Below are 19,769 nucleotides of genomic sequence, written 5' to 3'. Positions count from 1 at the left end.
CCGATCAGCTCGGCGTGTTGAACACGCCCGTGGAAAGGTAGCGATCCCCGCGATCGCAGACGATGAAGACGATCGTGGCGTCGTTGACGCGCTCGGCCACGCGCAGCGCCGCGACCAGAGCGCCGGCGGACGAGATGCCTGCGAAGAGGCCCTCTTCGGCCGCGAGGCGGCGGGCCATCGTTTCCGCCTCATGCTGCTCGATCGATTCATACCCGTCGACCCGGCTGGCGTCGAAAATTCTGGGAAGATAGGCTTCAGGCCATTTGCGGATGCCGGGAATCTGCGAGCCTGGGGCAGGCTGCGCGCCGATGACCTGTACGGCGGAATTTTGCCCCTTCAGGTAGGTGGACATGCCCATGATGGTGCCGGTCGTGCCCATGGCGCTGACGAAATGGGTAATGCGCCCTTGCGTCTGGCGCCAGATTTCGGGGCCGGTGGTCTCGATATGAGCGAGCGGATTGTCCGGATTGGCGAACTGGTCCAGCACCTTGCCCTTGCCCTCGGACTGCATTTCCATGGCCAGGTCGCGCGCGTACTCCATGCCGCCCTTGTCGGCGGGCGTGAGAATGAGTTGTGCGCCATAGGCCGACATGGACGCGCGCCGCTCCAGCGAGAGGTTGTCGGGCATGATGAGGATCATGCGATAGCCGCGTATGGCCGCCGCCATGGCCAGGCCGATGCCGGTATTGCCGCTGGTGGCTTCGATCAACGTATCGCCGGGCTTGATCTCGCCGCGCTCTTCGGCGCGCCGGATCATGGACATCGCGGGCCTGTCTTTCACGGAACCTGCGGGGTTGTTGCCTTCGAGCTTGGCGAGGATGACGTTGCCGCGCGGGGTGCCGGCTTGCCCCGGGATGCGCTGCAGGCGCACCAGGGGCGTGTTGCCGATAGTCTGTTCGATGGTGGGGTAATCGGTGATGTTCATGCCGGATGCCGAAAATTACAAGTGTCGATGATACTGCCCGGCCTCATACCGGTCCGGCATATCCATATTCAAAACAGGGTGGCCCCGTCAGGGCCTGCCTGAAGAGCGCGACGGTAGGAGCCGGGGCGCGCCAGCCGAGATATCCGACGCCAGGGGCAGCGGGCCGCCGCCCACAGTCAGGCCCGCGGCCTGCAAGGCTTTGGCTTTCCTGGGACCGATGCCGCGCACGCGGTCGGAAAAATCCTCGATCGATTCGAAGCGGCCGCCGCGCTGGCGTTCCTGCACGATGACACGCGCCATCTTGGGACCGACGCCGCGTAAAGATTCAAGCTGTTCGGCGCTGGCGCTGTTGACATCCAGCGCAGAGGCGGACGACGACATGGCAAGAACCAGGCCACCCGCCAAGGCCAGACGCCCTGCAGTCCCCCCCATGAATCGGCGACGAGGAGCGTTCCCATGTCGCACCTTCGGTTTGCCGCCGCCCGGAGGCGCCGCTTTTGCGCCGGGACGATTCCTCGGCAAAAAACGGCCAACGGAAAAATCCGCGCACAGCGAGGGCCGGGCGATCGTGTCGTTCAGAAAGGGGTTCATACGCACTCCTGGTTGGCCGGACTATCGGGTGAAGCCCGGCCGGCCATCATGCGCGGCGACACTCGATGTCGGGGAATGCGTGAACAAAAATATCCGTCGCGGGAAATACGTAAGGCGCGAGAGCCTTATTTTTTCGCGCGCCAGTAACGCACGTACTCGGCCACGCCGGTCTGGACATCGCGCATGGGCGCGTTAAAGCCTGCGGCGCGCAGATTGGTCGTGTCGGCCTGGGTATAGCTCTGGTAGTAGCCCTTCAGATCGTCAGGAAAAGGCACGTAGCGGACGAACCCGGCCTTGACCAGTTCGGCCAGCGGCAATGCCGCCTCGCCCTTCTCGGCGCGCAGCGTGTTGACCACAGCGACCGCAATGTCGTTGAACGGCTGAGCGCGGCCAGTGCCGCAATTGAAAATGCCCGATTTTTCAGGGTGATCGAGAAAATACAGATTCACGGCCACCACGTCCTCCACCGAAATGAAGTCGCGGCTCTGCTCGCCGTCGCCGTAACCATCCCAGCCGCCGAACAGACGCACATGTCCTTCGGCCAGGAACTGGTTCATGTTGTGAAAAGCCACCGAGGCCATGCGACCTTTGTGCTGCTCATGCGGGCCGTAAACGTTGAAATAGCGCAAACCCACCACTTGCGCACTCAAATGCGACATGCGACGGCGCAATACCTGGTCGAACAGCAGCTTGGAATAGCCGTAGACGTTGAGCGGCGCCTCGTTGGCCGGTTCCTCCGAATAGACCGACGAACCGCCATAGATCGCCGCCGAAGAGGCGTACAAAAAGGGAACGGCGCGGCTCTGGCAATACTCGAAAAGCTCCAGCGTGACGCGGAAGTTGTTGTCGAGCATGAATTGACCGTTGCGCTCGGTGGTATCCGAACAGGCCCCCTGGTGCAGCACGGCACGCACCTCGGGCAGACGCCCTTCTCGCACACGAGCGCGAAAGTCGTGCTTGTCCAGATAGTCGGCGATGCGGCAGTCGGTCAGGTTGCGGAACTTGTCGCCGTCGGTCAGATCATCGACAGCGATGATATCGTCGATGCCGCGGCGGTTCAGGCCTCGCACCAGATTGCTGCCGATGAAGCCGGCGGCGCCGGTAACGATATAAGTCATGTCAGCCTCCGCGCGTCCGCCCGAACGAGGCTGAGCCTCCCGGAGGGGGTAGTAAGCGCAGTGAAGGTAGGGGTCATATTAAGCTCCAGCCAATTCTGCGGCAGTGACGGTTGACGTACCCAGCTTGCCTACCACGATGCCGCCGGCGCGATTGGCCCAGCCCATGGCCTCGCCCCAGGACAGGCCTGCGGCGCGCATCAACGCCAGAGTCGCCAGCACCGTGTCGCCAGCCCCGGACACGTCGAACACCTCGTGCGCCTGCGCGTCGACGTGCTCGCGCGAACCCGCCGAGAACAGCGTCATGCCTTGCTCGGAGCGCGTCACCAACAAGGCTTCGAGCTGCAGATGCGCGCGCAGCAGCTGTGCGCGCGACGTGAGGTCGTCTTCGTCCTTCCAGCGGCCCACGGCCTGCTGCATTTCGGAACGATTGGGCGTGACCATCGTCGCGCCCCTGTAGCGATCATAGTCGTCGCCCTTCGGGTCCACCAGCACCGGCACTTTATGCTCGCGCGCCAGCGCGATCAGGTCCTGGACACGCTCGAGCGCGCCTTTGGCGTAGTCGGACAGCACGATCACGTCGTGGTTCGGCAGATGCCGCGCCACGGCTGCGTTCAGGCTGTCCAGCGAAGCTTGCGAGGGATGCTGCTCGAAGTCGACGCGCAGCATCTGCTGCTGTCGGCCCAGCACGCGCATCTTGAGCGTGGTGGGATGCCCTGCGTCGCTGACCAGGTCTGCGTGCACGCCGGCCTCTTGCGCCAATTGACTGATGCACGCGCCGGCCTCGTCCGTTCCGGTCACGCCGATTAGTGTGACCAGTCCTCCCAGGGCCGCGACATTGCGCGCCACGTTGGCCGCGCCGCCCAGACGGTCTTCGCGGCGCGCCACGTGCACCACAGGCACAGGCGCCTCGGGCGAAATGCGGTCCACCTCGCCGAACCAATAGCGGTCCAGCATGACGTCGCCCACCACCAGCACGCGACTGCGCGCGACGGCGCGAGCGGGAAACGAAGATTTGTCGCTCATTCCAGTTCCTCAAGACGGCGAGGAGCCGAGGTCTCCCAGGCATTGCAGCCCGGACATTGCCAATAGAAGCTGCGCGGCTGAAAACCGCAGGACTTGCAGACGTAGCGGTCCAGCCGCTGCGTGTGCTTGTGGATGAGGCTGCGCAGCAGGGTCAGGTCTCCGCCGGGCACGGCGTCGTCGCGGCGCGTATCGCTCGGCACGGCCTGCGGCAGGCCGGCGGCAGTTTCCGCCACGGGATTGGACAGCTCGGCTTCGAGCAGGCGATCCAGCCCCAGCAGCGACGGATGACTGCGCATCGCCTCCCGGGCAAAGCTCCAGGCCTGCGCCGGGCCGCGCTGCGCGCGCAGTTCGCGGAACACGACGTTGAAAAGATCGAGCGAGGCATGCTGCGCATAGTGTCGCCGCAGCACCTCCAGACCTTGGGCCGCCTCGCCCGTCTGGGTGTAGTTGGCCAGGAGGCGCTCGGCCACCAGGCCCGCGTATTCCGGCGCACTGGTGAGGATGGATTCCAGGTACAAGCGCTCGCGCTTGGGGTTCTGCTCGATCCGCGCCAATTGCGCGCGCAGCATGGCGATGCGTGCCCTGCCTCCGCGCGACGAGGCGGCATCGGAGCTCTTGATCGCATGATCTGCGGCATCCAGCGCCGCGTTGGTTGCTTCGATGTTCACGGGCTTGGACGCCAGCGCCATCTGCGCCAGTTCGCAGTGGTAGTGCACGATCTGCGGCACGGGTTCATCGACCAGGCCCTGCAGCGTCTTGACCACCTCGATGGCGCGAGGCCAGTCGTGCTCGGACTCGTAGATGCGCACCAGCGAACGCAGCGCCGGCAAGGCGAAACGCGTGTCCTTGAGCGTATTGAAGGTGCTTTCGGCGCGATCCAGCATGCCGGCCTTGAGGAAATCCTGCGCCAGCTCGTGCTGGGCGTGGTCGCGCTCGGCCACCGGCAGGTCGGTGCGGTTGAGCAGGCTCTGGTGCACGCGGATGGCGCGCTCCATCTCGCCGCGGCGGCGGAACAGGCTGCCCAGGGCGAAGTGCAGCTCGGTGGTTTCCGGATCGAGCTTGGCGACTTCGACAAAGGCATCGATGGCCCGGTCGGGCTCTTCATTGAGCAGGAAGTTCAGGCCGCGGAAGTACGAGTCCGGCAGCGTGCGCGTTTCGCGCAGCATCTGGCGAAAATCGAAGCGCGCGGCCACCCAGCCCAGGCCGAACAGCATAGGAATAAAAATCAGCCACCAGGGTTCAAAATCCACGAATCGTGCTCACTGCTAGAAAAAACGGCCGGCTCACAGCGGCGACATGGGGGCGATGGCCTCGGGCGGCACCGCATTCGGCGACGCGGCGGCCTGGGCCAGCGACTTCAGGCGCTCGACCTCGCGGCGCAGGCGCGAGGCCTCGCGACGACGGCGCATGGCCATGGGCACGGTCAGCAACAGGCCGAAAACGGCCCCCACCACGAAGGTAGCCAGCATGACCACGATGAGCGGCACATTTTGTATCGCGTAATCGGCGTAGAAATTGACTTTGACGGGGTCGGTGTTCTTCACGGCGAACATGAGCACAGCGATGAAGACCAACAGGCGCAGGATCCAGACGAGATAGCGCATGAGACAGACTCCCAGCTAGGAATTCGGACCTCGGATTGTAACTTGCGCGGCGCTTCAATCCCACCCGAACACGACCGTGCTAGATTGAATGCCCAATCCTAATAAACAAACCCAGCGAGGCAAGCAGTGAAGACGCACAAGATCGCCGTCATTCCCGGAGACGGCATCGGCAAGGAAGTCATGCCCGAAGGCCTGCGTGTGGTCGAAGCCGCCGCCAAGCGCTTCGGCATCGCGCTCGAATTCAAGCACATCGAGTGGGCCAGCTGCGACTACTACGCCAAACACGGCGACATGATGCCTGCCGATTGGTTCGACCAGCTCAAGGACTGCGACGCGATCTATTTCGGCGCGGTAGGCTGGCCCGACATCGTGCCCGACCACGTCTCGCTATGGGGGTCTCTGCTCAAATTCCGTCGCGACTTCGACGAATACGTCAACCTGCGCCCTGCCCGGCTGATGCCGGGCGTGCCCTGCCCCCTGGCCGGCCGCAAACCGGGCGACATCGACATGTACATCGTGCGAGAGAACACCGAAGGCGAATATTCGTCGGTAGGCGGCAAGATGTTCGCGGGCACCGACCGCGAATTCGTCCTGCAAGAGTCGATCTTCACGCGCAAGGGCACCGACCGCATCCTCAAATACGCCTTCGACCTGGCGCAAAGCCGGCCCAAGAAGCACTTGACCTCGGCCACCAAGTCCAATGGCATCTTCATCAGCATGCCCTACTGGGACGAGCGCTTCGCCGAAATGGGCAAGCAGTACCCCGACGTGCGCCAGGACAAATACCACATCGACATCCTGGCGGCTCGCTTCGTCATCAGCCCCGAACGCTTCGATGTGGTGGTGGCCTCCAACCTGTTCGGCGACATCCTGTCCGACCTGGGCCCGGCCTGCACCGGCACCATCGGCATCGCGCCGTCGGCCAACCTCAATCCCGAACGCACCTTCCCGTCGCTTTTCGAGCCGGTGCACGGTTCGGCACCGGATATCTACGGCAAGAACATCGCCAACCCGGTGGGCATGATCTGGTCGGGGGCGATGATGCTGGATTTTCTGGGCAACGGCCAGGGCGTCTACCGCCAAGCGCACGACGCCATTCTGCAGGCCATCGAGAAGACACTGGCGGCGGGCCAGACCACGGCGGACTTGGGCGGCACGCTAAAAACAACCGAAGCGGGCAAGGCGATCGCAGCACTGATCGAAACGACATAAGTAGCGCGCCAGTCCACAACCGACGCGTTTTAACGCGAATAATCGCCATAAAAAAACCCTTCCGAGCCGGAAGGGTTTTTTTATGGAGACGGCCGCCGAACTCAATGCATGGCATGCAGATCCATTTCGGATGACGCGGGATCGGAAGACCCTTCAGCATTGCCGGCGAGTTGTTCGCCGGCAACCTGGTCGACGCGCTCGCGCAGTTCCTTGCCAGCCTTGAAGTGCGGCACCTGTTTGCCAGGCACCAGCACTTGTTCGCCCGATTTGGGATTGCGTCCGACGCGGGGAGACCGTTGCGATAGCGAGAAGCTGCCGAAACCACGGATCTCGATGCGCTGACCCGTGGACAGGGCCTGGGTCATCGCATCGAGCATGGTCTTGACGGCGTAATCGGTGTCGCGGGCGGCCAACTGGGGGTAGTGGGCCGCCAACGCTGCGATCAGCTCCGATTTGGTCACTGAGGCACCAACCCGCTATCAGCCTTCGCCGCGCTGCTGGTCGAGCTTGGCCTTGAGCAGAGCGCCCAGGTTGGTCGTGCCCGACGAAGCGCTGGCTTCGGACATGCGCTGGATGGTTTCGGCGGTCTCGGCGTTGTCGCGAGCCTTGACCGACAACTGGATCGAACGCGTCTTGCGGTCGACGTTGATGATCATGGCTTCGATGTTTTCGCCTGCCTTCAGAACCGTGGTGGCGTCTTCGACGCGGCCCGCGGAGATTTCCGAAGCGCGCAGGTAGCCTTCGACTTCGACGGACAGGGTCACCACGGCGCCCTTGGCTTCGACCGACTTGATCGTTCCGGGAACGACGGCGCCCTTGTCATGCGTGGCGACGAAGTTGTTGAAGGGGTCGCCTTCGAGCTGCTTGACGCCCAGCGAGATGCGTTCCTTGTCGGTATCGATGCCCAGAACCACGGCTTCGATCTCGTCGCCCTTCTTGAAATTGCGCACGGCTTCTTCGCCCGTGTCCGTCCAGGACAGGTCGGACAGGTGCACCAGGCCATCGATGCCGCCGGGCAGACCGACGAACACGCCGAAGTCGGTGATCGACTTGATGGCACCGCGGACTTTGTCGCCACGCTTGAAGTTGGTGGCGAACTCTTCCCACGGATTCTGGCGGCACTGCTTCATGCCCAGCGAGATGCGGCGGCGATCTTCGTCGATTTCCAGGACCATGACTTCGACTTCTTCGCCCAGGGTCACAACCTTGCGCGGATCGACGTTCTTGTTGGTCCAGTCCATCTCGGACACGTGCACCAGGCCTTCGATACCCGCTTCGACTTCGACGAACGAGCCGTAGTCGGTCAGGTTGGTGACCTTGCCGAACAGGCGGGTGCCTTGCGGGTAGCGGCGAGCCAGACCCACCCACGGATCTTCGCCCAGCTGCTTGACGCCCAGGGAGACGCGGCTCTTTTCCTGGTCGAACTTCAGGACCTTGGCTTCGACTTCCTGGCCGACGGTCAGGACTTCGGAGGGGTGACGCACGCGGCGCCAGGCCATATCGGTGATGTGCAGCAGGCCGTCGATGCCGCCCAGGTCCACGAACGCACCGTAATCGGTGATGTTCTTGACCACGCCCTTGACCACGGCGCCTTCGTGCAGCGTCTCGAGCAGCTTCTGGCGCTCTTCGCCCATGCTGGCTTCCAGCACTTGACGGCGCGACAGCACGACGTTGTTGCGCTTGCGGTCGAGCTTGATGACCTTGAATTCGAGGGTCTTGCCTTCGTACGGCGTGGTGTCCTTGACGGGACGCAGATCGACCAGCGAGCCGGGCAGGAAAGCGCGGATGCCGTTGGTCATGACGGTCAGGCCGCCCTTGACCTTGCCGGTGATGGTGCCGGTGACCAGTTCGCCGTTTTCCAGTGCGGTTTCCAGCGAAAGCCAGGCCGACAGGCGCTTGGCGCGGTCGCGCGACAGGATGGTGTCGCCGTAACCGTTTTCCAGGGCATCGATGGCCACCGAGACGTAATCGCCGGGGTTGACTTCGATGTCGCCCTGATCGTTCAGGAATTCTTCGAGCGGGATGAGCGCTTCGGATTTCAGGCCGGCGTTGACGACCACGAAATTGTGATCGATGCGTACGACTTCGGCGCTGATGACCTCGCCGGACTTCATGTCCTGGCTCTTGAGGCTTTGGGCAAACATGTCGGCAAAGCTTTCGCCGCCGGTCGCTTGGTTAAGGGAAGACATTAGGTTAAGGGTCCTGGCCGGAATTGGCCGTTAAAAAATACACACCGCGGCAAGCGCAGTGGAGTGTCAAAACCTGTCGCGCCGCTCAGAACTGCAAAAGGCCGACAGGGCCGTGCTGCTTCACTATTTCGATCAAGCTGCGGAAATCTCTTTCCACATCTTCAACACTGCTTGCACCGTTTGTTCTAGCGTCAGAAACGACGAATCAAGCACACGGGCATCTTCTGCAGGTTTCAAGGGCGCGACCGCACGCTGCATATCGCGCGCGTCCCGTGCCCGCAAATCTTGCAGGAGGTCATCAATATTAGCAGAAATTCCCTTATCGATCAATTGCTTATGGCGTCTCTGCGCTCTAGCCTCGGGAGCGGCGACCAGAAAGACCTTGAGGGGTGCGTCGGGAAAGACAATTGTCCCCATATCTCGACCATCGGCCACCAGCCCCGGCGCCACCCGGAAGGCCCGCTGACGCTCGAGCAGCGCCTGGCGCAGATCGGGGTAGCCGGCGATGCGCGAGGCCATATTGCCGACCTCTTCCTGGCGGATGGCGTCAGTGGCGTCCTCGCCTTCCAGGAAGATGCACTCGTTGTGAAAATGAACGTCCAGCGACCCGGCGGTCCGGGCCAAGGCCCAGGCATCGTCAGCCGCAATGCCGCGCCTGAGCGCCGCCAGGGCCGTCAGGCGATACAGGGCACCGCTGTCGAGCACGCTCCATCCCCCCAGCGTCTGGGCGACTCGGTGAGCCACGGAGCCCTTGCCGGAAGCGGTCGGGCCGTCGATGGCGATGACTGGAATCGTGTTCATGCCGTCCTCACCAGTCCCGCATAGACATCGAAATACGTCGGGAAAGTCTTGCTCACGCATCCCGGGTCGAGTATTCGCACCTGCGCCGGACCGAATGCGGCCAGGGAAAAGCACATGGCCATGCGATGATCATCATAAGTGCCGATATGCGCGTCGCGCCATTGCACAGGCGGGGTCACTTGCAACCAATCTGGTCCGGATTCGACCTGCGCGCCCAGCTTGGCCAGTTCGGTGTGCATGGCGTGGATACGATCGGTTTCCTTGACGCGCCAGCTGCCGATATTGCGCAGGCGGCACGGGCCGTCGGCGTACAAGGCCAGGACGGCGGCCGTCATGGCTGCGTCGGGAATAAGGTTGAAATCGGCGTCGAAAGACCGCAGCTTTTCGCCCGCGGCCACGTTCACGCCGCGCGATTCCAGCCAATCAGGGCCGGCGTCGATGCGCGCGCCCATGGCCTGTAAAGTTTCGACAAAAGCGACGTCGCCTTGGATGCTGTCGGCACCCACGCCGGTCATGCGCACCGGACCGCCGCCGATGGCGCCCAGCGCCAGGACATACGAGGCCGACGAGGCGTCGCCCTCGACCAGAATGCGTCCCGGACTGCGATAGGCGGCGTCGGCCGGAACGACAAATCGCTGCCAGCCCTCACGCACCACCGTCACACCGTAGCGCGCCATCAGGTTCAGCGTGATTTCGATGTAGGGCTTGGAGATCAGATCGCCGACGACTTCGACCACGACCGGCCGGCCGCCAGCGCGCGCGAGCAAGGGCGAGATCATCAGCAGGGCCGTAAGGAACTGGCTGGACACATTGCCCTGCACCCGCACCGGCGTCTGAGCCCGGGGCTGGCCGGGCCCGATGTGCAGCGGCGGGTAGCCCGGCTGGCCCAGATAACCGACGTCGGCGCCCAACGCGTTCAAGGCATCGGCCAGGTCGCCGATGGGCCGCTCGTGCATGCGCGGCACCCCCGACAAGCGATAGTCGCCGCCCATCAGCGCCAGCGCCGCCGTCATCGACCGGAAAGCCGTGCCGGCATTGCCCAGAAAGATGTCGGCCTGTTTGACGGGGAAAGACGCGGCGCCCTGTACGCGCGCATTGCCCTGGCCCCGTTCCTCGACCGGCACGCCCAACTGGCGCAAGGCCGCCAGCATGACGCGGGTGTCGTCGGAATCTAGCAGGCCGGAAATTTCCGTGCTGCCCTCGGCCAGTGCGGACAGCAGCAGCACGCGGTTGGAAATGCTTTTGGAACCGGGCAGCGCCACGGTGCCCTGAGCTCGCGCCGCGTGCGGCAGGTCGAGAAAGTCAAGCGTCATTAAGACTCCGTTGAACCCAGCCGCCAATCGCGGCGCGTGCTCGAGGCGCGCTGCAGCAGGTCGAGCAGTGCAGCGCCGTCGCCGGCAGCCAATGCCTGTTCGGCCTGATCCAGCACGGCGCGCACGGCAGCCAGCTCGGCCTGCATGGCCGAGCGGTTGGATAGAAAAATATCGCGCCACATTTCGGGAGAACCCGCCGCGATGCGCGTGAAATCGCGAAAGCCAGAGCCCGCCAGGCCCAGACGTCGCTCGGCGTCCGGTTCGCCCGCCACCTGGGCCACATAGACGGCTGCGAGAAAATGGGGAATATGGCTCACGCAGGCCAGCATGCGGTCATGCAGCCCGGCGTCCATTTCGAGCAGCCGCGCGCCGCAGTCTTGCCAGGCCAGACGCACCTGCTCTACCGCCTGCGGCGTATTTTCCGGCAAAGGGCATAGCACCACGTTACGGTCGCGATAGAGATCGGCATCGGCGGCGCCCGGCCCGGTGCGCTCGGCGCCGGCGATGGGGTGGCCCGGCACGAAGCAGTCTATGCGTTCGCCCAGCGCCTGGCGCGCAGCCTGCTCTACTTCGGCCTTGGTGCTGCCGGCGTCGGTCAGCACGATGCCGGGCTTGAGATGCGCGCGCATCTGAACCAGCAAACCGCCCAGGCTGCCCACCGGCGCGGCCAGCATTGCCAGATCGGCGCGCTGCGCGGCTTCGGCAACACTCACGGCTTCATCGATGAGGCCCAGTTCGCGGGCGCGCTCCAAGGATCTGGGATCGCGCCCCACGCCCAGCACACGCCCAACCTGGCCGGCCCGCCGCAAGGCTGCGGCAAAGGATCCGCCGATCAGCCCCACGCCGACCACGGCCAGCACCGGAATGCGCGGCGTACTCATCGCGCCCCGATGCAGAACTGCGCTGCGAATTCTTGCGTGCTCATCTGAGGCTCGATGTCTCGTGGATTTTTATCGGAAATTGCTCTTGCATGCGGCCAAGCGCGGCCTCATTGAGCGGGATACGAGCCCAGCAGCTTGAAGTAAGCCACCTGCTTTTGCAGGACGGCCAGGGCTTTGGCCACCTGCGGATCGTCGCGATGCCCCTCGATGTCGACATAGAAGTAATACTCCCATTGCCCCGTGCGCGCCGGGCGCGACTCGAAACGGCTCATGGACACCCCGTTCTCGGCCAGCGGAGCCAGCATCTCGTACACGGCGCCGGCCCGGTTGGGCACAGCCAGGATCAGGCTGGTCTTGTCGCGACCGCTGCCGGCCGGCTGAATGCGGCCGATGGCCAGAAAACGCGTGCGGTTCTGCGTGTCGTCCTGTATGCCCGCCTCGACCACGGCCAGGCTCCAGGCCTTGGCCGCGGTCTCGCCCGCGATCGCTGCCACGCTTGCGTCTTCGCAAGCCACGCGTGCCGCCTCGGAATTGCTGGCGGCCGCCACGGTGCGCAGATCGGGATAATGCCGCGACAGCCAGCCCTGGCACTGGGCCAGTGCCTGCGGATGCGCGGAGATCGTCGTGATGCCGTCCATATTGCCCGAACGCGTCATCAGGCAGTGCCGGATCACGAGCGAGCGCTCGCCCAGAATTTTCAGCGGCGAATTGAGCAGCAGGTCAAGGTTGCGATTGACTGCGCCTTCGGTCGAGTTCTCGACCGGCACCATGCCTACCTCGGCCTGGCCGGCCTCCACCGCGCGAAACACTTCGTCGAACGAGGCACATGGCAGGCCTGTTACTGCGCGGCCGAAGTGCTCGAACGCGGCCTGCTCGGAAAACGAACCTTGCGGACCCAGATAGGCCACGACCATGCCGCGCTCAAGGCCGCGGCAGGCGGAGATGATCTCCGTCCACACGGCGGCAATGGCCGTATCGGGCAGCGGTCCCGGATTGCGGTCCTGCAGAGTGCGAATGACCTGCGCCTCGCGTTCGGGCTTGAGCACCGGGCCTTCGGCATGCAGTTCATGCTTGACGATGCCCACCTCTTGCGCAGCACGGGCGCGCTGGCTCAGCAGGTCTAGGATCTGCGCATCGAGCGCGTCGATGCGCGCGCGCAGGGGGGCCAGCCTGGCCTGCAAGATCTCATCCATAGCGACGCTCGAACTCTTTCAGATAGTCGACCAGGGCCTGCACGCCTGCCATCGGCATGGCGTTGTAGATCGAGGCGCGCATGCCTCCCACGCTCTTGTGACCCTTCAGGGCCAGCAAGCCTGCTTCTTCCGCTCCAGCGAGAAAGGCGTCGTTGAGCGATTCGTCGCGCAGCACGAAAGGCACGTTCATGCGCGAACGCAGCGGCTCATGCACCGGATTGCGGTAGAACCCGCTGCCGTCCAGATAACCGTACAGAAGCTCGGCCTTGGCGATGTTGGCGGCCTCGATGGCCGCGACGCTGCCCTGCGCCTTGATCCACTTGAACACCAGCCCGGCCATGTAAATGCCGAAAGTGGGCGGCGTGTTGTAGCGCGAATGCTCGGCCGCCACATTGGCATAGTCGAAAGCCGACGGGCAGATGGGCAGCGCATGACCCAGCAAGTCGCGGCGCGCGATCACCACGGTAACGCCGGCAGGGCCGACGTTTTTCTGCGCCCCGGCGAATACCAGTCCGGTCTTTTCGATAGGCAGTGCGCGCGACAGGAAGTGCGAGGACGCGTCCACCACCAGCGGCACGTCGGGCGCGCCGAGCGCGGCCATGTCCGGCCATTCCATGTTCTCGACGCCGCCGATGGTCTCGTTGCTGCACAGGTGCAGGTAGGCGGCATTTTTGTTGACCGTCCAGGCATCCATGGCGGGCACCCAGGTCCAGGGCAACTGGTCGCGGCCGTCGATCTGCGCAGGCAGCGCACTGGAGGCGACGATGCGGGCATCGCAGTAACGGCCCGCTTCTTTATGCGAGCGCACGGACCAGTGGCCCGTCACCAGGAAATCCGCCGCGGGGCTGGCGCGCCGGCCCAGGAGATTCATGGGCACGATGGCGTTCTCGCCCAGGCCGCCGCCCTGCATGAAGAGGATGGCGTAATCGGGCGGCAGGGACAACAGGTCGCGCAGATCGCTTTCGGCTTCATCGCAGATCTGGACGAACTGCTTGCCGCGATGACTCATCTCCATCACCGACATGCCGCTGCCATGCCAGTCCAGCATCTCGGCCGCCGCCTGTCGCAGCACGGCCTCGGGGATGGCGGCCGGACCGGCCGAAAAATTCCAGGGACGCGCCATGCTGCTGCTCCTTCGTCTCTACTGTGTGTCTTGCGGCGCGCCGTCGTTCTGCTCGGCGCCCTCTTCCTCGTCGGCGTCGCTCTCGACCACGCGTCGCACGCCCGACAGGCTGCTGCCGTCATCGACGTTGATGAGCGTCACGCCCTGCGTGGCGCGGCCCATTTCGCGGATTTCGCTCACGCGGGTGCGCACCAGTACGCCGCCCGTGGTGATGAGCATGATCTCATCGGTCGCATCGACCAGCACCGCCCCAACCACCCGGCCGTTACGCGACGAGGTCTGGATGGCGATCATGCCCTTGGTGCCGCGGCCGTGGCGGGTGTATTCGACGATAGACGTGCGCTTGCCGTAGCCGTTCTCGGTGGCGGTGAGCACGCTCTGCGACTCGTCGCCGGCAACCAGCAGCGAGATCACCGACTGGCCGTCTTCGAGCATCATGCCGCGCACGCCGCGGGCGTTGCGGCCCATGGGGCGCACGTCGTTTTCGTCGAAGCGCACGGCCTTGCCCGAGTCGGAAAACAGCATTACGTCGTGCTGGCCGTCGGTCAGGTCGGCGCCGATCAGGTAGTCGCCGTCGTCCAGATCCACGGCGATGATGCCGGCCTTGCGCGGGTTGGAGAAATCGGACAGCGGAGTCTTCTTGACCGTGCCGCGCGACGTCGCCATGAAAATGTAGTGATCGTCACTGAATTCCTTGACCGGCAGCACTACCGTGACCTTCTCGCCGTCGGCCAGCGGGAACATATTGACGATAGGCCGGCCGCGCGAGCCGCGCGAGCCCGAGGGCACTTCCCACACCTTCAACCAGTACACCCGGCCGCGGTTGGAGAAACAAAGCAGGTAATCGTGCGTGTTGGCGATGAAGAGCTGATCGATCCAGTCGTCTTCCTTCATGGCCGTGGCCTGCTTGCCGCGGCCGCCGCGGCGCTGCGAACGGTATTCGGACAGCGGCTGGCTCTTGATGTAGCCGCCGTGGGACATGGTCACCACCATGTCCATCGGGGTGATGAGGTCTTCGGTGTCGATCTCGGTGGCGTTGGGTTCGATCTCGGCGCGGCGCGTGTCCTTGGCGCCAGTCGAAAATTCGGCCTTGATGGCCGTGAGTTCGTCGCTGATGATGGACGTTATGCGCTCGGGCCGCGACAGAATGTCGAGCAGATCGGTGATAGTGTCCATCACCTCGCGGTATTCGCCGACGATCTTGTCCTGTTCCAGGCCGGTCAGTCGCTGCAGGCGCATGTTCAGGATTTCCTGCGCCTGCGTATCGCTCAGGCGGTACTGGCCGTCGCCCTGCAGACCGTAATTGGCGTCCAGACCATCGGGGCGATATGCCGCGCTGCCGCCCAGCACATTGCCTTCGGCGCGCGCCAGCATCTCGCGCACCAGGGACGAATCCCACGACCGCGCCATCAGATCCTGCTTGGCGACCGGCGGCGTGGGCGCGGCGCGGATGATGGCGATGAAATCGTCGATGTTGGCCAGCGCCACCGCCAGGCCTTCCAGCACGTGGCCGCGCTCACGCGCCTTGCGCAGCTGGAACACCGTACGACGCGTCACCACTTCGCGGCGATGCTGCAGGAAGTAATGGATCAGCTGCTTCAGATTCAACAGGCGCGGCTGGCCGTCGACCAGCGCCACGAGGTTCATCCCGAAGGTGTCCTGCAGCTGTGTGTTCTTATACAGATTATTGAGGACGACCTCGGGCACTTCGCCGCGCTTGAGTTCGATGACCAAGCGCATGCCGTCCTTGTCGGACTCGTCGCGGATATCGGAAATGCCTTCGATCTTCTTGTCGTTGACCAGCTCGGCAATTCGCTCCTGCAGCGACTTCTTGTTGACCTGATAGGGAATCGCGTCAACCACGATGGCCTGACGGTTGCCCTTTTCCATATCCTCGAAGTGCGTTTTGGCGCGCATGACCACCCGGCCCCGACCGGTGCGGTAGCCCTCGCGCACACCCGAGATGCCGTAGATGATGGCTCCCGTGGGGAAATCCGGGGCCGGAATAATTTCGATAAGTTCGTCGACCGTGCACTCGGGGTTGCGCAGGCAGTACAGGCACCCCTCGACCACTTCCGACAGATTGTGCGGCGGGATATTGGTGGCCATGCCCACCGCGATGCCCGAGCTGCCGTTGACCAACAGATTGGGCAGGCGCGAGGGCAGGAGCAGCGGCTCTTGTTCGCTGCCGTCGTAATTGGGGCCGAAGTCGACGGTTTCCTGATCGATATCGGCCAGAAGCTCGTGAGCGATCTTGGCCAGACGGATTTCGGTGTAACGCATGGCAGCGGCATTGTCGCCGTCGATCGAGCCGAAGTTGCCCTGGCCGTCCACCAGCATGTAGCGCATGGAGAAATCCTGCGCCATACGGACAATGGTGTCGTAGACAGACTGATCGCCGTGCGGGTGGAATTTACCGATGACATCGCCGACGATGCGGGCGGATTTTTTATAGGCCCGGTTCCAGTCGTTGTTGAGTTCGTGCATGGCGTACAGCACACGCCGATGCACGGGCTTCAAGCCATCGCGCACGTCCGGCAGGGCCCGCCCTACGATTACGCTCATGGCGTAATCGAGGTAACTGCGGCGCATCTCTTCTTCCAGCGATACCGGAAGCGTCTCCTTGGCAAAGGAATCCATATTGAATCAGCTATTAAAGAGTAGGCCGGACCCGGCGCCGGGCAAGCCCGGGCAAACCAAGCCCTTGGTTCCCGGCCGGGAAAACAGAAAATTCTATCATTGACGCATCGACGTTCCGTCCGCCATTGCGGCGAAGGCCGAAATGCACGGAGCTCCGCCGAAAAATGACGAATCCCTGAATCTTCTGCGCACCGCGTAAGCCTTGTTGTCAAAAACCAACATGAAAATCCCATACAGGGCTGAAAAGGTCACATCCCGCAGCAATGCGAGAGGCGGGAGACGCCAAAGCTCGGCAAATGGCTTAAGATTGTTTCCAGCACGCAGCCAGTGGCGCGCTTTGAACCTGTTCTTTGCACTGCTATACTGGCCCCGTTTTACTGATATGCGGCGGGGGACGCTGCGAGTCACCTATCCCAGCTTCAAGCTCAACGAGGAGAAACATGAACAAACCCTCCAAATTCGCCCTGGCGCTCGCCGTTGCCGCTCTGACGGCTTCGGGCGTTGCTTCCGCCCAAACCGCCATCAACAACTGGCAAGGCAACTTCGGCGAAGTGGTCAAGAACGGCAACAGCGAACTGTGCTGGCGCGATAACTTCTGGACGCCCGCCACCGCTTCGCAAGCTTGCGGCGCTCAAGTCGCCCAGGCTGCCAAGCCCACGCCGGTCGCCTCGAAGGTCGTCTTCAACGCCGACGCTTTCTTCGACTTCGACAAGGCTGTTCTGAAGCCCGAAGGTCGTAAGCTGCTGGATCAGGTCGCGACCCAGGTCCAGACCATCAATCTGGAAACCATCATCGCCGTCGGTTACACCGACTCGATCGGTTCGGTTGCCTACAACCTCAAGCTGTCGCAGCGCCGCGCCAACGCCGTCAAGGCCTATCTGGTGTCCAAGGGCATCGATGCCAACCGTATCTACACGGAAGGCAAGGGCAAGGCCAACCCCGTTGCGGACAACAAGACTGCTGCCGGCCGCGCCAAGAACCGCCGCGTGGAAATCGAAATCGTCGGTACCCGCAAGTAATTGCCCCAGACGCAGCGGCTGCGAGGTTGCAAACCTTGCCAGCCGCTACAATAAAGAGCCTCGCTATGCGAGGCTCTTTTTTTTGCCTAATCCCATGAGCACCGACACTTCCTCCAAGACTGGCGTCAACGCCGATCAAGCCGAACTCGATAAATTCAGCGCCCTGGCTTCTCGCTGGTGGGATCCTGAAAGCGAATTCAAGCCCCTGCACGCCATCAATCCCTTGCGTCTGGACTGGATTCGCGAGCGCGTGGGCAATCTAACTGGGAAACGCATCCTGGATGTGGGTTGCGGTGGCGGCATTCTGTCTGAAAGTATGGCTCGCGCCGGCGCCGAGGTCACCGGCATCGACCTGGCCGAAAAATCGCTGAAGATCGCCAAACTGCACGGTCTGGAGTCCGGGATCAAGGTGGACTACCGCAATGTGCCGGTCGAACAGCTGGCGATGTAGCAACCCGGTTCTTACTACGTGGTCACCTGCATGGAAATGCTCGAACATGTCCCTGACCCCGCCTCCATCGTGCGGGCCTGCGCCGAGCTGGCCAAACCCGGCGGCTGGGTGTTCTTCTCCACGCTCAACCGCAATCCCAAGTCATTCCTGTTCGCCATCGTCGGCGCCGAGTATCTGCTCAAACTCCTGCCTCGCGGCACTCACAGCTATGCCAGCTTCATCAAGCCCAGCGAGCTCGCCGCCCACACGCGCCGAGCGGGCTTGGCCACCGTCGAGCTCAAAGGCATGGAATACAACCCGCTGACCCAGATCTATACGCTCAGCGGCGACACCTCGGTGAACTATCTGGTCGCCACCCGCAAAGAGCAATGACCCCCACGCCGCGCACTTCGTGCTTGCTGCCCCCCAAGGGGGCTGTTTTGCCTTGGGGCGGCCCGGCGGCAAAACGTGCCTTTTCTTATGACATCGCTAATTCTGTTTGATTTCGACGGCACCCTGGCCGATACAGCGCCAGATCTGGCTGCCGCCGCCAATGCGCAACGCGCGCTGCGCGGCATGGGACCCCTGCCGGTCGATGTGCTGCGCCCCGTGGCCTCGCAGGGCGCGCGCGGCATGCTGCGCGTGGCGCTGGGCCTGCAACCCGGCCATGACGAATACGAAGCCGCGCGGCAGCGATTTCTCGACCATTACGCGGCCAACTCCACGCTGCACAGCCGCCTCTTCCCCGGCATCGCAGAACTCCTGGAGCACATTCGCGCTCAAGGTCTTGCCTGGGGTATCGTCACCAATAAGGCCACTCACCTCACCCGCCCCATCGTCGAGCATCTGAACCTGATGCGGCACTGCGCCGCCCTGGTGTGCGGCGACACCACGCCCCACGCCAAGCCCCACCCTGCGCCGCTGCTTCATGCGGCCCGGGAAGCAGGCTACGGCGCCGACCGCTGCCTCTACGTAGGCGACGATCTGCGCGATATTCAGGCAGCCCATGCCGCCGGCATGCCTGCCGTCGCCGCGGCCTACGGCTATTTGGGCGACGGCGGCCCGATCGACACCTGGCAGGCCGAGGCGAGGGCCGATGACGTCGCCGGGCTCTGGCCTGCAATCACCACTTTGCTGCCGAAGTAGACCGCTTGCGCCGCGCCCGCTGCTAAAGGCCTGCCACGCCCCCCCGGGGCTCGGCTCACCGCGAGACGCTCCGGTACCAGGACTATCTCTCACGAAGAAGCCGATTTTGCCTTGGAGCGCTCCGGCGGCAAAATAGCGGTGTGCGCCAGCGCCGGGCTCCGCTCCCGGCGTGACGCCGCTGTGCTTTCCCCGGCCAAGGCATGGATCGACTTGTCGATATCGAGAACTAACCTCCTTGATATAGTTAAAAACAATAGATCATATTTATTTAATAAATTTGATCTAAAGTACAAGACCCCCTACCATGTCTTTCATACCGTCTTTTCACCCACGTACAGAGGAAATTGCAATGTCTCTCGTCAATACCCAAATCAAACCCTTCAAAGCTCAAGCGCTGCGCGACGGCAAGTTCATCGAAGTGACCGAAGCCACCCTGAAGGGCAAGTGGGCCGTGATGGTGTTCTACCCTGCCGACTTCACCTTCGTGTGCCCCACCGAACTCGAAGACCTGGCCGACAACTATGCCGAGTTCCAGAAACTGGGCGTCGAGATCTACTCGGT

At 63.4% G+C, this 19,769-nt stretch carries 18 protein-coding genes and 1 pseudogene; 5 read left to right on the top strand and 14 right to left on the bottom strand.

Features of this window, described 5'->3' with window-relative positions:
* Positions 1-4 precede the first annotated feature (4 nt).
* From cysM to ACTHJ1_RS00785, 6 genes are all read right to left on the bottom strand, one after another.
* Positions 5-925 (bottom strand): cysteine synthase CysM, encoded by a 921-nt coding sequence (gene cysM, locus ACTHJ1_RS00810; RefSeq protein WP_440186426.1) that lies wholly within the window; start codon positions 923-925, stop codon positions 5-7.
* A gap of 87 nt (positions 926-1,012) precedes the next feature.
* Positions 1,013-1,357, bottom strand: coding sequence for a ComEA family DNA-binding protein (locus ACTHJ1_RS00805; protein WP_440186424.1), 345 nt, complete (start codon positions 1,355-1,357; stop codon positions 1,013-1,015).
* A 284-nt stretch (positions 1,358-1,641) separates the two neighbouring features.
* On the bottom strand, positions 1,642-2,634 hold the full coding sequence (gene rfaD / locus ACTHJ1_RS00800; RefSeq protein ID WP_440186422.1) for an ADP-glyceromanno-heptose 6-epimerase: 993 nt from the start codon (positions 2,632-2,634) through the stop codon (positions 1,642-1,644).
* A 78-nt stretch (positions 2,635-2,712) separates the two neighbouring features.
* On the bottom strand, positions 2,713-3,657 hold the full coding sequence (gene rfaE1 / locus ACTHJ1_RS00795; protein WP_440186420.1) for a D-glycero-beta-D-manno-heptose-7-phosphate kinase: 945 nt from the start codon (positions 3,655-3,657) through the stop codon (positions 2,713-2,715).
* Entirely contained in the window at positions 3,654-4,907 is a 1,254-nt protein-coding gene (gene lapB / locus ACTHJ1_RS00790) for a lipopolysaccharide assembly protein LapB (protein ID WP_440186418.1), read from the bottom strand. The genes rfaE1 and lapB overlap by 4 nt, the downstream gene beginning before the upstream one ends.
* Before the next feature lie 33 nt (positions 4,908-4,940).
* Positions 4,941-5,261, bottom strand: a complete 321-nt coding sequence (locus ACTHJ1_RS00785) for a LapA family protein (protein WP_440186416.1) — start codon at positions 5,259-5,261, stop codon at positions 4,941-4,943.
* Between the two features lie 126 nt (positions 5,262-5,387).
* On the opposite strand from ACTHJ1_RS00785, the gene ACTHJ1_RS00780 reads away from it, so the two are divergent.
* The gene (locus tag ACTHJ1_RS00780) at positions 5,388-6,473 is read left to right on the top strand and encodes a tartrate dehydrogenase (protein ID WP_440186414.1); all 1,086 of its coding nucleotides are present in this window, start codon (positions 5,388-5,390) and stop codon (positions 6,471-6,473) included.
* Between the two features lie 101 nt (positions 6,474-6,574).
* On the opposite strand, the gene ACTHJ1_RS00775 is transcribed toward ACTHJ1_RS00780, so the two are convergent.
* From ACTHJ1_RS00775 to gyrA, 8 genes are all read right to left on the bottom strand, one after another.
* Positions 6,575-6,934, bottom strand: a complete 360-nt coding sequence (locus ACTHJ1_RS00775; RefSeq protein ID WP_330915050.1) for an integration host factor subunit beta — start codon at positions 6,932-6,934, stop codon at positions 6,575-6,577.
* An 18-nt stretch (positions 6,935-6,952) separates the two neighbouring features.
* Positions 6,953-8,662: a 30S ribosomal protein S1 gene (gene rpsA / locus ACTHJ1_RS00770; protein WP_440186411.1), complete on the bottom strand. Its 1,710-nt coding sequence runs from the start codon at positions 8,660-8,662 to the stop codon at positions 6,953-6,955.
* A gap of 132 nt (positions 8,663-8,794) precedes the next feature.
* Positions 8,795-9,463: a (d)CMP kinase gene (gene cmk / locus ACTHJ1_RS00765; RefSeq protein WP_440186409.1), complete on the bottom strand. Its 669-nt coding sequence runs from the start codon at positions 9,461-9,463 to the stop codon at positions 8,795-8,797.
* Positions 9,460-10,776, bottom strand: coding sequence for a 3-phosphoshikimate 1-carboxyvinyltransferase (gene aroA / locus ACTHJ1_RS00760; RefSeq protein ID WP_440186407.1), 1,317 nt, complete (start codon positions 10,774-10,776; stop codon positions 9,460-9,462). The genes cmk and aroA overlap by 4 nt, the downstream gene beginning before the upstream one ends.
* Positions 10,776-11,657 carry a prephenate dehydrogenase gene (locus ACTHJ1_RS00755; RefSeq protein WP_440186405.1) on the bottom strand — a complete coding sequence of 294 codons (882 nt, stop codon included), beginning with the start codon at positions 11,655-11,657 and terminating at the stop codon, positions 10,776-10,778. The genes aroA and ACTHJ1_RS00755 overlap by 1 nt, the downstream gene beginning before the upstream one ends.
* 107 nt (positions 11,658-11,764) lie before the next feature.
* Positions 11,765-12,850, bottom strand: coding sequence for a prephenate dehydratase (gene pheA, locus ACTHJ1_RS00750; protein ID WP_440186403.1), 1,086 nt, complete (start codon positions 12,848-12,850; stop codon positions 11,765-11,767).
* Positions 12,843-13,973, bottom strand: coding sequence for a 3-phosphoserine/phosphohydroxythreonine transaminase (gene serC / locus ACTHJ1_RS00745; protein WP_440186401.1), 1,131 nt, complete (start codon positions 13,971-13,973; stop codon positions 12,843-12,845). Before serC ends, pheA begins: the two co-directional genes overlap by 8 nt.
* An 18-nt stretch (positions 13,974-13,991) precedes the next feature.
* Complete coding sequence (gene gyrA / locus ACTHJ1_RS00740) at positions 13,992-16,613, bottom strand: DNA gyrase subunit A (protein WP_440186399.1); 2,622 nt, start codon at positions 16,611-16,613, stop codon at positions 13,992-13,994.
* A gap of 440 nt (positions 16,614-17,053) precedes the next feature.
* Between gyrA and ompA the strand changes: the two genes are divergently transcribed.
* From ompA to ACTHJ1_RS00720, 4 genes and pseudogenes are all read left to right on the top strand, one after another.
* A complete protein-coding gene (gene ompA / locus ACTHJ1_RS00735; RefSeq protein ID WP_440186397.1) occupies positions 17,054-17,632 on the top strand; it encodes an outer membrane protein OmpA in 579 nt (192 codons plus the stop codon).
* 94 nt (positions 17,633-17,726) lie between these two features.
* A pseudogene (gene ubiG / locus ACTHJ1_RS00730) lies at positions 17,727-18,455 on the top strand (bifunctional 2-polyprenyl-6-hydroxyphenol methylase/3-demethylubiquinol 3-O-methyltransferase UbiG).
* An 87-nt stretch (positions 18,456-18,542) separates the two neighbouring features.
* Entirely contained in the window at positions 18,543-19,208 is a 666-nt protein-coding gene (gph, locus tag ACTHJ1_RS00725) for a phosphoglycolate phosphatase (RefSeq protein ID WP_440186395.1), read from the top strand.
* A gap of 349 nt (positions 19,209-19,557) precedes the next feature.
* The coding region (locus ACTHJ1_RS00720) for a redoxin domain-containing protein (protein WP_440186393.1) at positions 19,558-19,769 on the top strand (212 nt) is incomplete at its 3' end.

The organism is Bordetella sp., assembly GCF_051960075.1.
Classification (GTDB): domain Bacteria; phylum Pseudomonadota; class Gammaproteobacteria; order Burkholderiales; family Burkholderiaceae_B; genus Bordetella.
Note: the sequence above shows the minus strand (reverse complement) of the source record. Positions and strands in the feature narration are given on the sequence as shown.

What these genes read in the sequence shown, in the direction of transcription:
- gph (WP_440186395.1), top strand. Translation starts at nt 18,543, where the DNA reads ATGACATCGCTAATTCTGTTTGATTTCGACGGCACCCTGGCCGATACA.
- pheA (WP_440186403.1), bottom strand. Translation starts at nt 12,850, where the DNA reads ATGGATGAGATCTTGCAGGCCAGGCTGGCCCCCCTGCGCGCGCGCATC.
- rfaE1 (WP_440186420.1), bottom strand. Translation starts at nt 3,657, where the DNA reads ATGAGCGACAAATCTTCGTTTCCCGCTCGCGCCGTCGCGCGCAGTCGC.
- rpsA (WP_440186411.1), bottom strand. Translation starts at nt 8,662, where the DNA reads ATGTCTTCCCTTAACCAAGCGACCGGCGGCGAAAGCTTTGCCGACATG.
- ACTHJ1_RS00755 (WP_440186405.1), bottom strand. Translation starts at nt 11,657, where the DNA reads ATGAGTACGCCGCGCATTCCGGTGCTGGCCGTGGTCGGCGTGGGGCTG.
- cysM (WP_440186426.1), bottom strand. Translation starts at nt 925, where the DNA reads ATGAACATCACCGATTACCCCACCATCGAACAGACTATCGGCAACACG.
- ACTHJ1_RS00785 (WP_440186416.1), bottom strand. Translation starts at nt 5,261, where the DNA reads ATGCGCTATCTCGTCTGGATCCTGCGCCTGTTGGTCTTCATCGCTGTG.
- gyrA (WP_440186399.1), bottom strand. Translation starts at nt 16,613, where the DNA reads ATGGATTCCTTTGCCAAGGAGACGCTTCCGGTATCGCTGGAAGAAGAG.
- aroA (WP_440186407.1), bottom strand. Translation starts at nt 10,776, where the DNA reads ATGACGCTTGACTTTCTCGACCTGCCGCACGCGGCGCGAGCTCAGGGC.
- serC (WP_440186401.1), bottom strand. Translation starts at nt 13,973, where the DNA reads ATGGCGCGTCCCTGGAATTTTTCGGCCGGTCCGGCCGCCATCCCCGAG.
- rfaD (WP_440186422.1), bottom strand. Translation starts at nt 2,634, where the DNA reads ATGACTTATATCGTTACCGGCGCCGCCGGCTTCATCGGCAGCAATCTG.
- cmk (WP_440186409.1), bottom strand. Translation starts at nt 9,463, where the DNA reads ATGAACACGATTCCAGTCATCGCCATCGACGGCCCGACCGCTTCCGGC.
- ompA (WP_440186397.1), top strand. Translation starts at nt 17,054, where the DNA reads ATGAACAAACCCTCCAAATTCGCCCTGGCGCTCGCCGTTGCCGCTCTG.
- ACTHJ1_RS00805 (WP_440186424.1), bottom strand. Translation starts at nt 1,357, where the DNA reads ATGGGGGGGACTGCAGGGCGTCTGGCCTTGGCGGGTGGCCTGGTTCTT.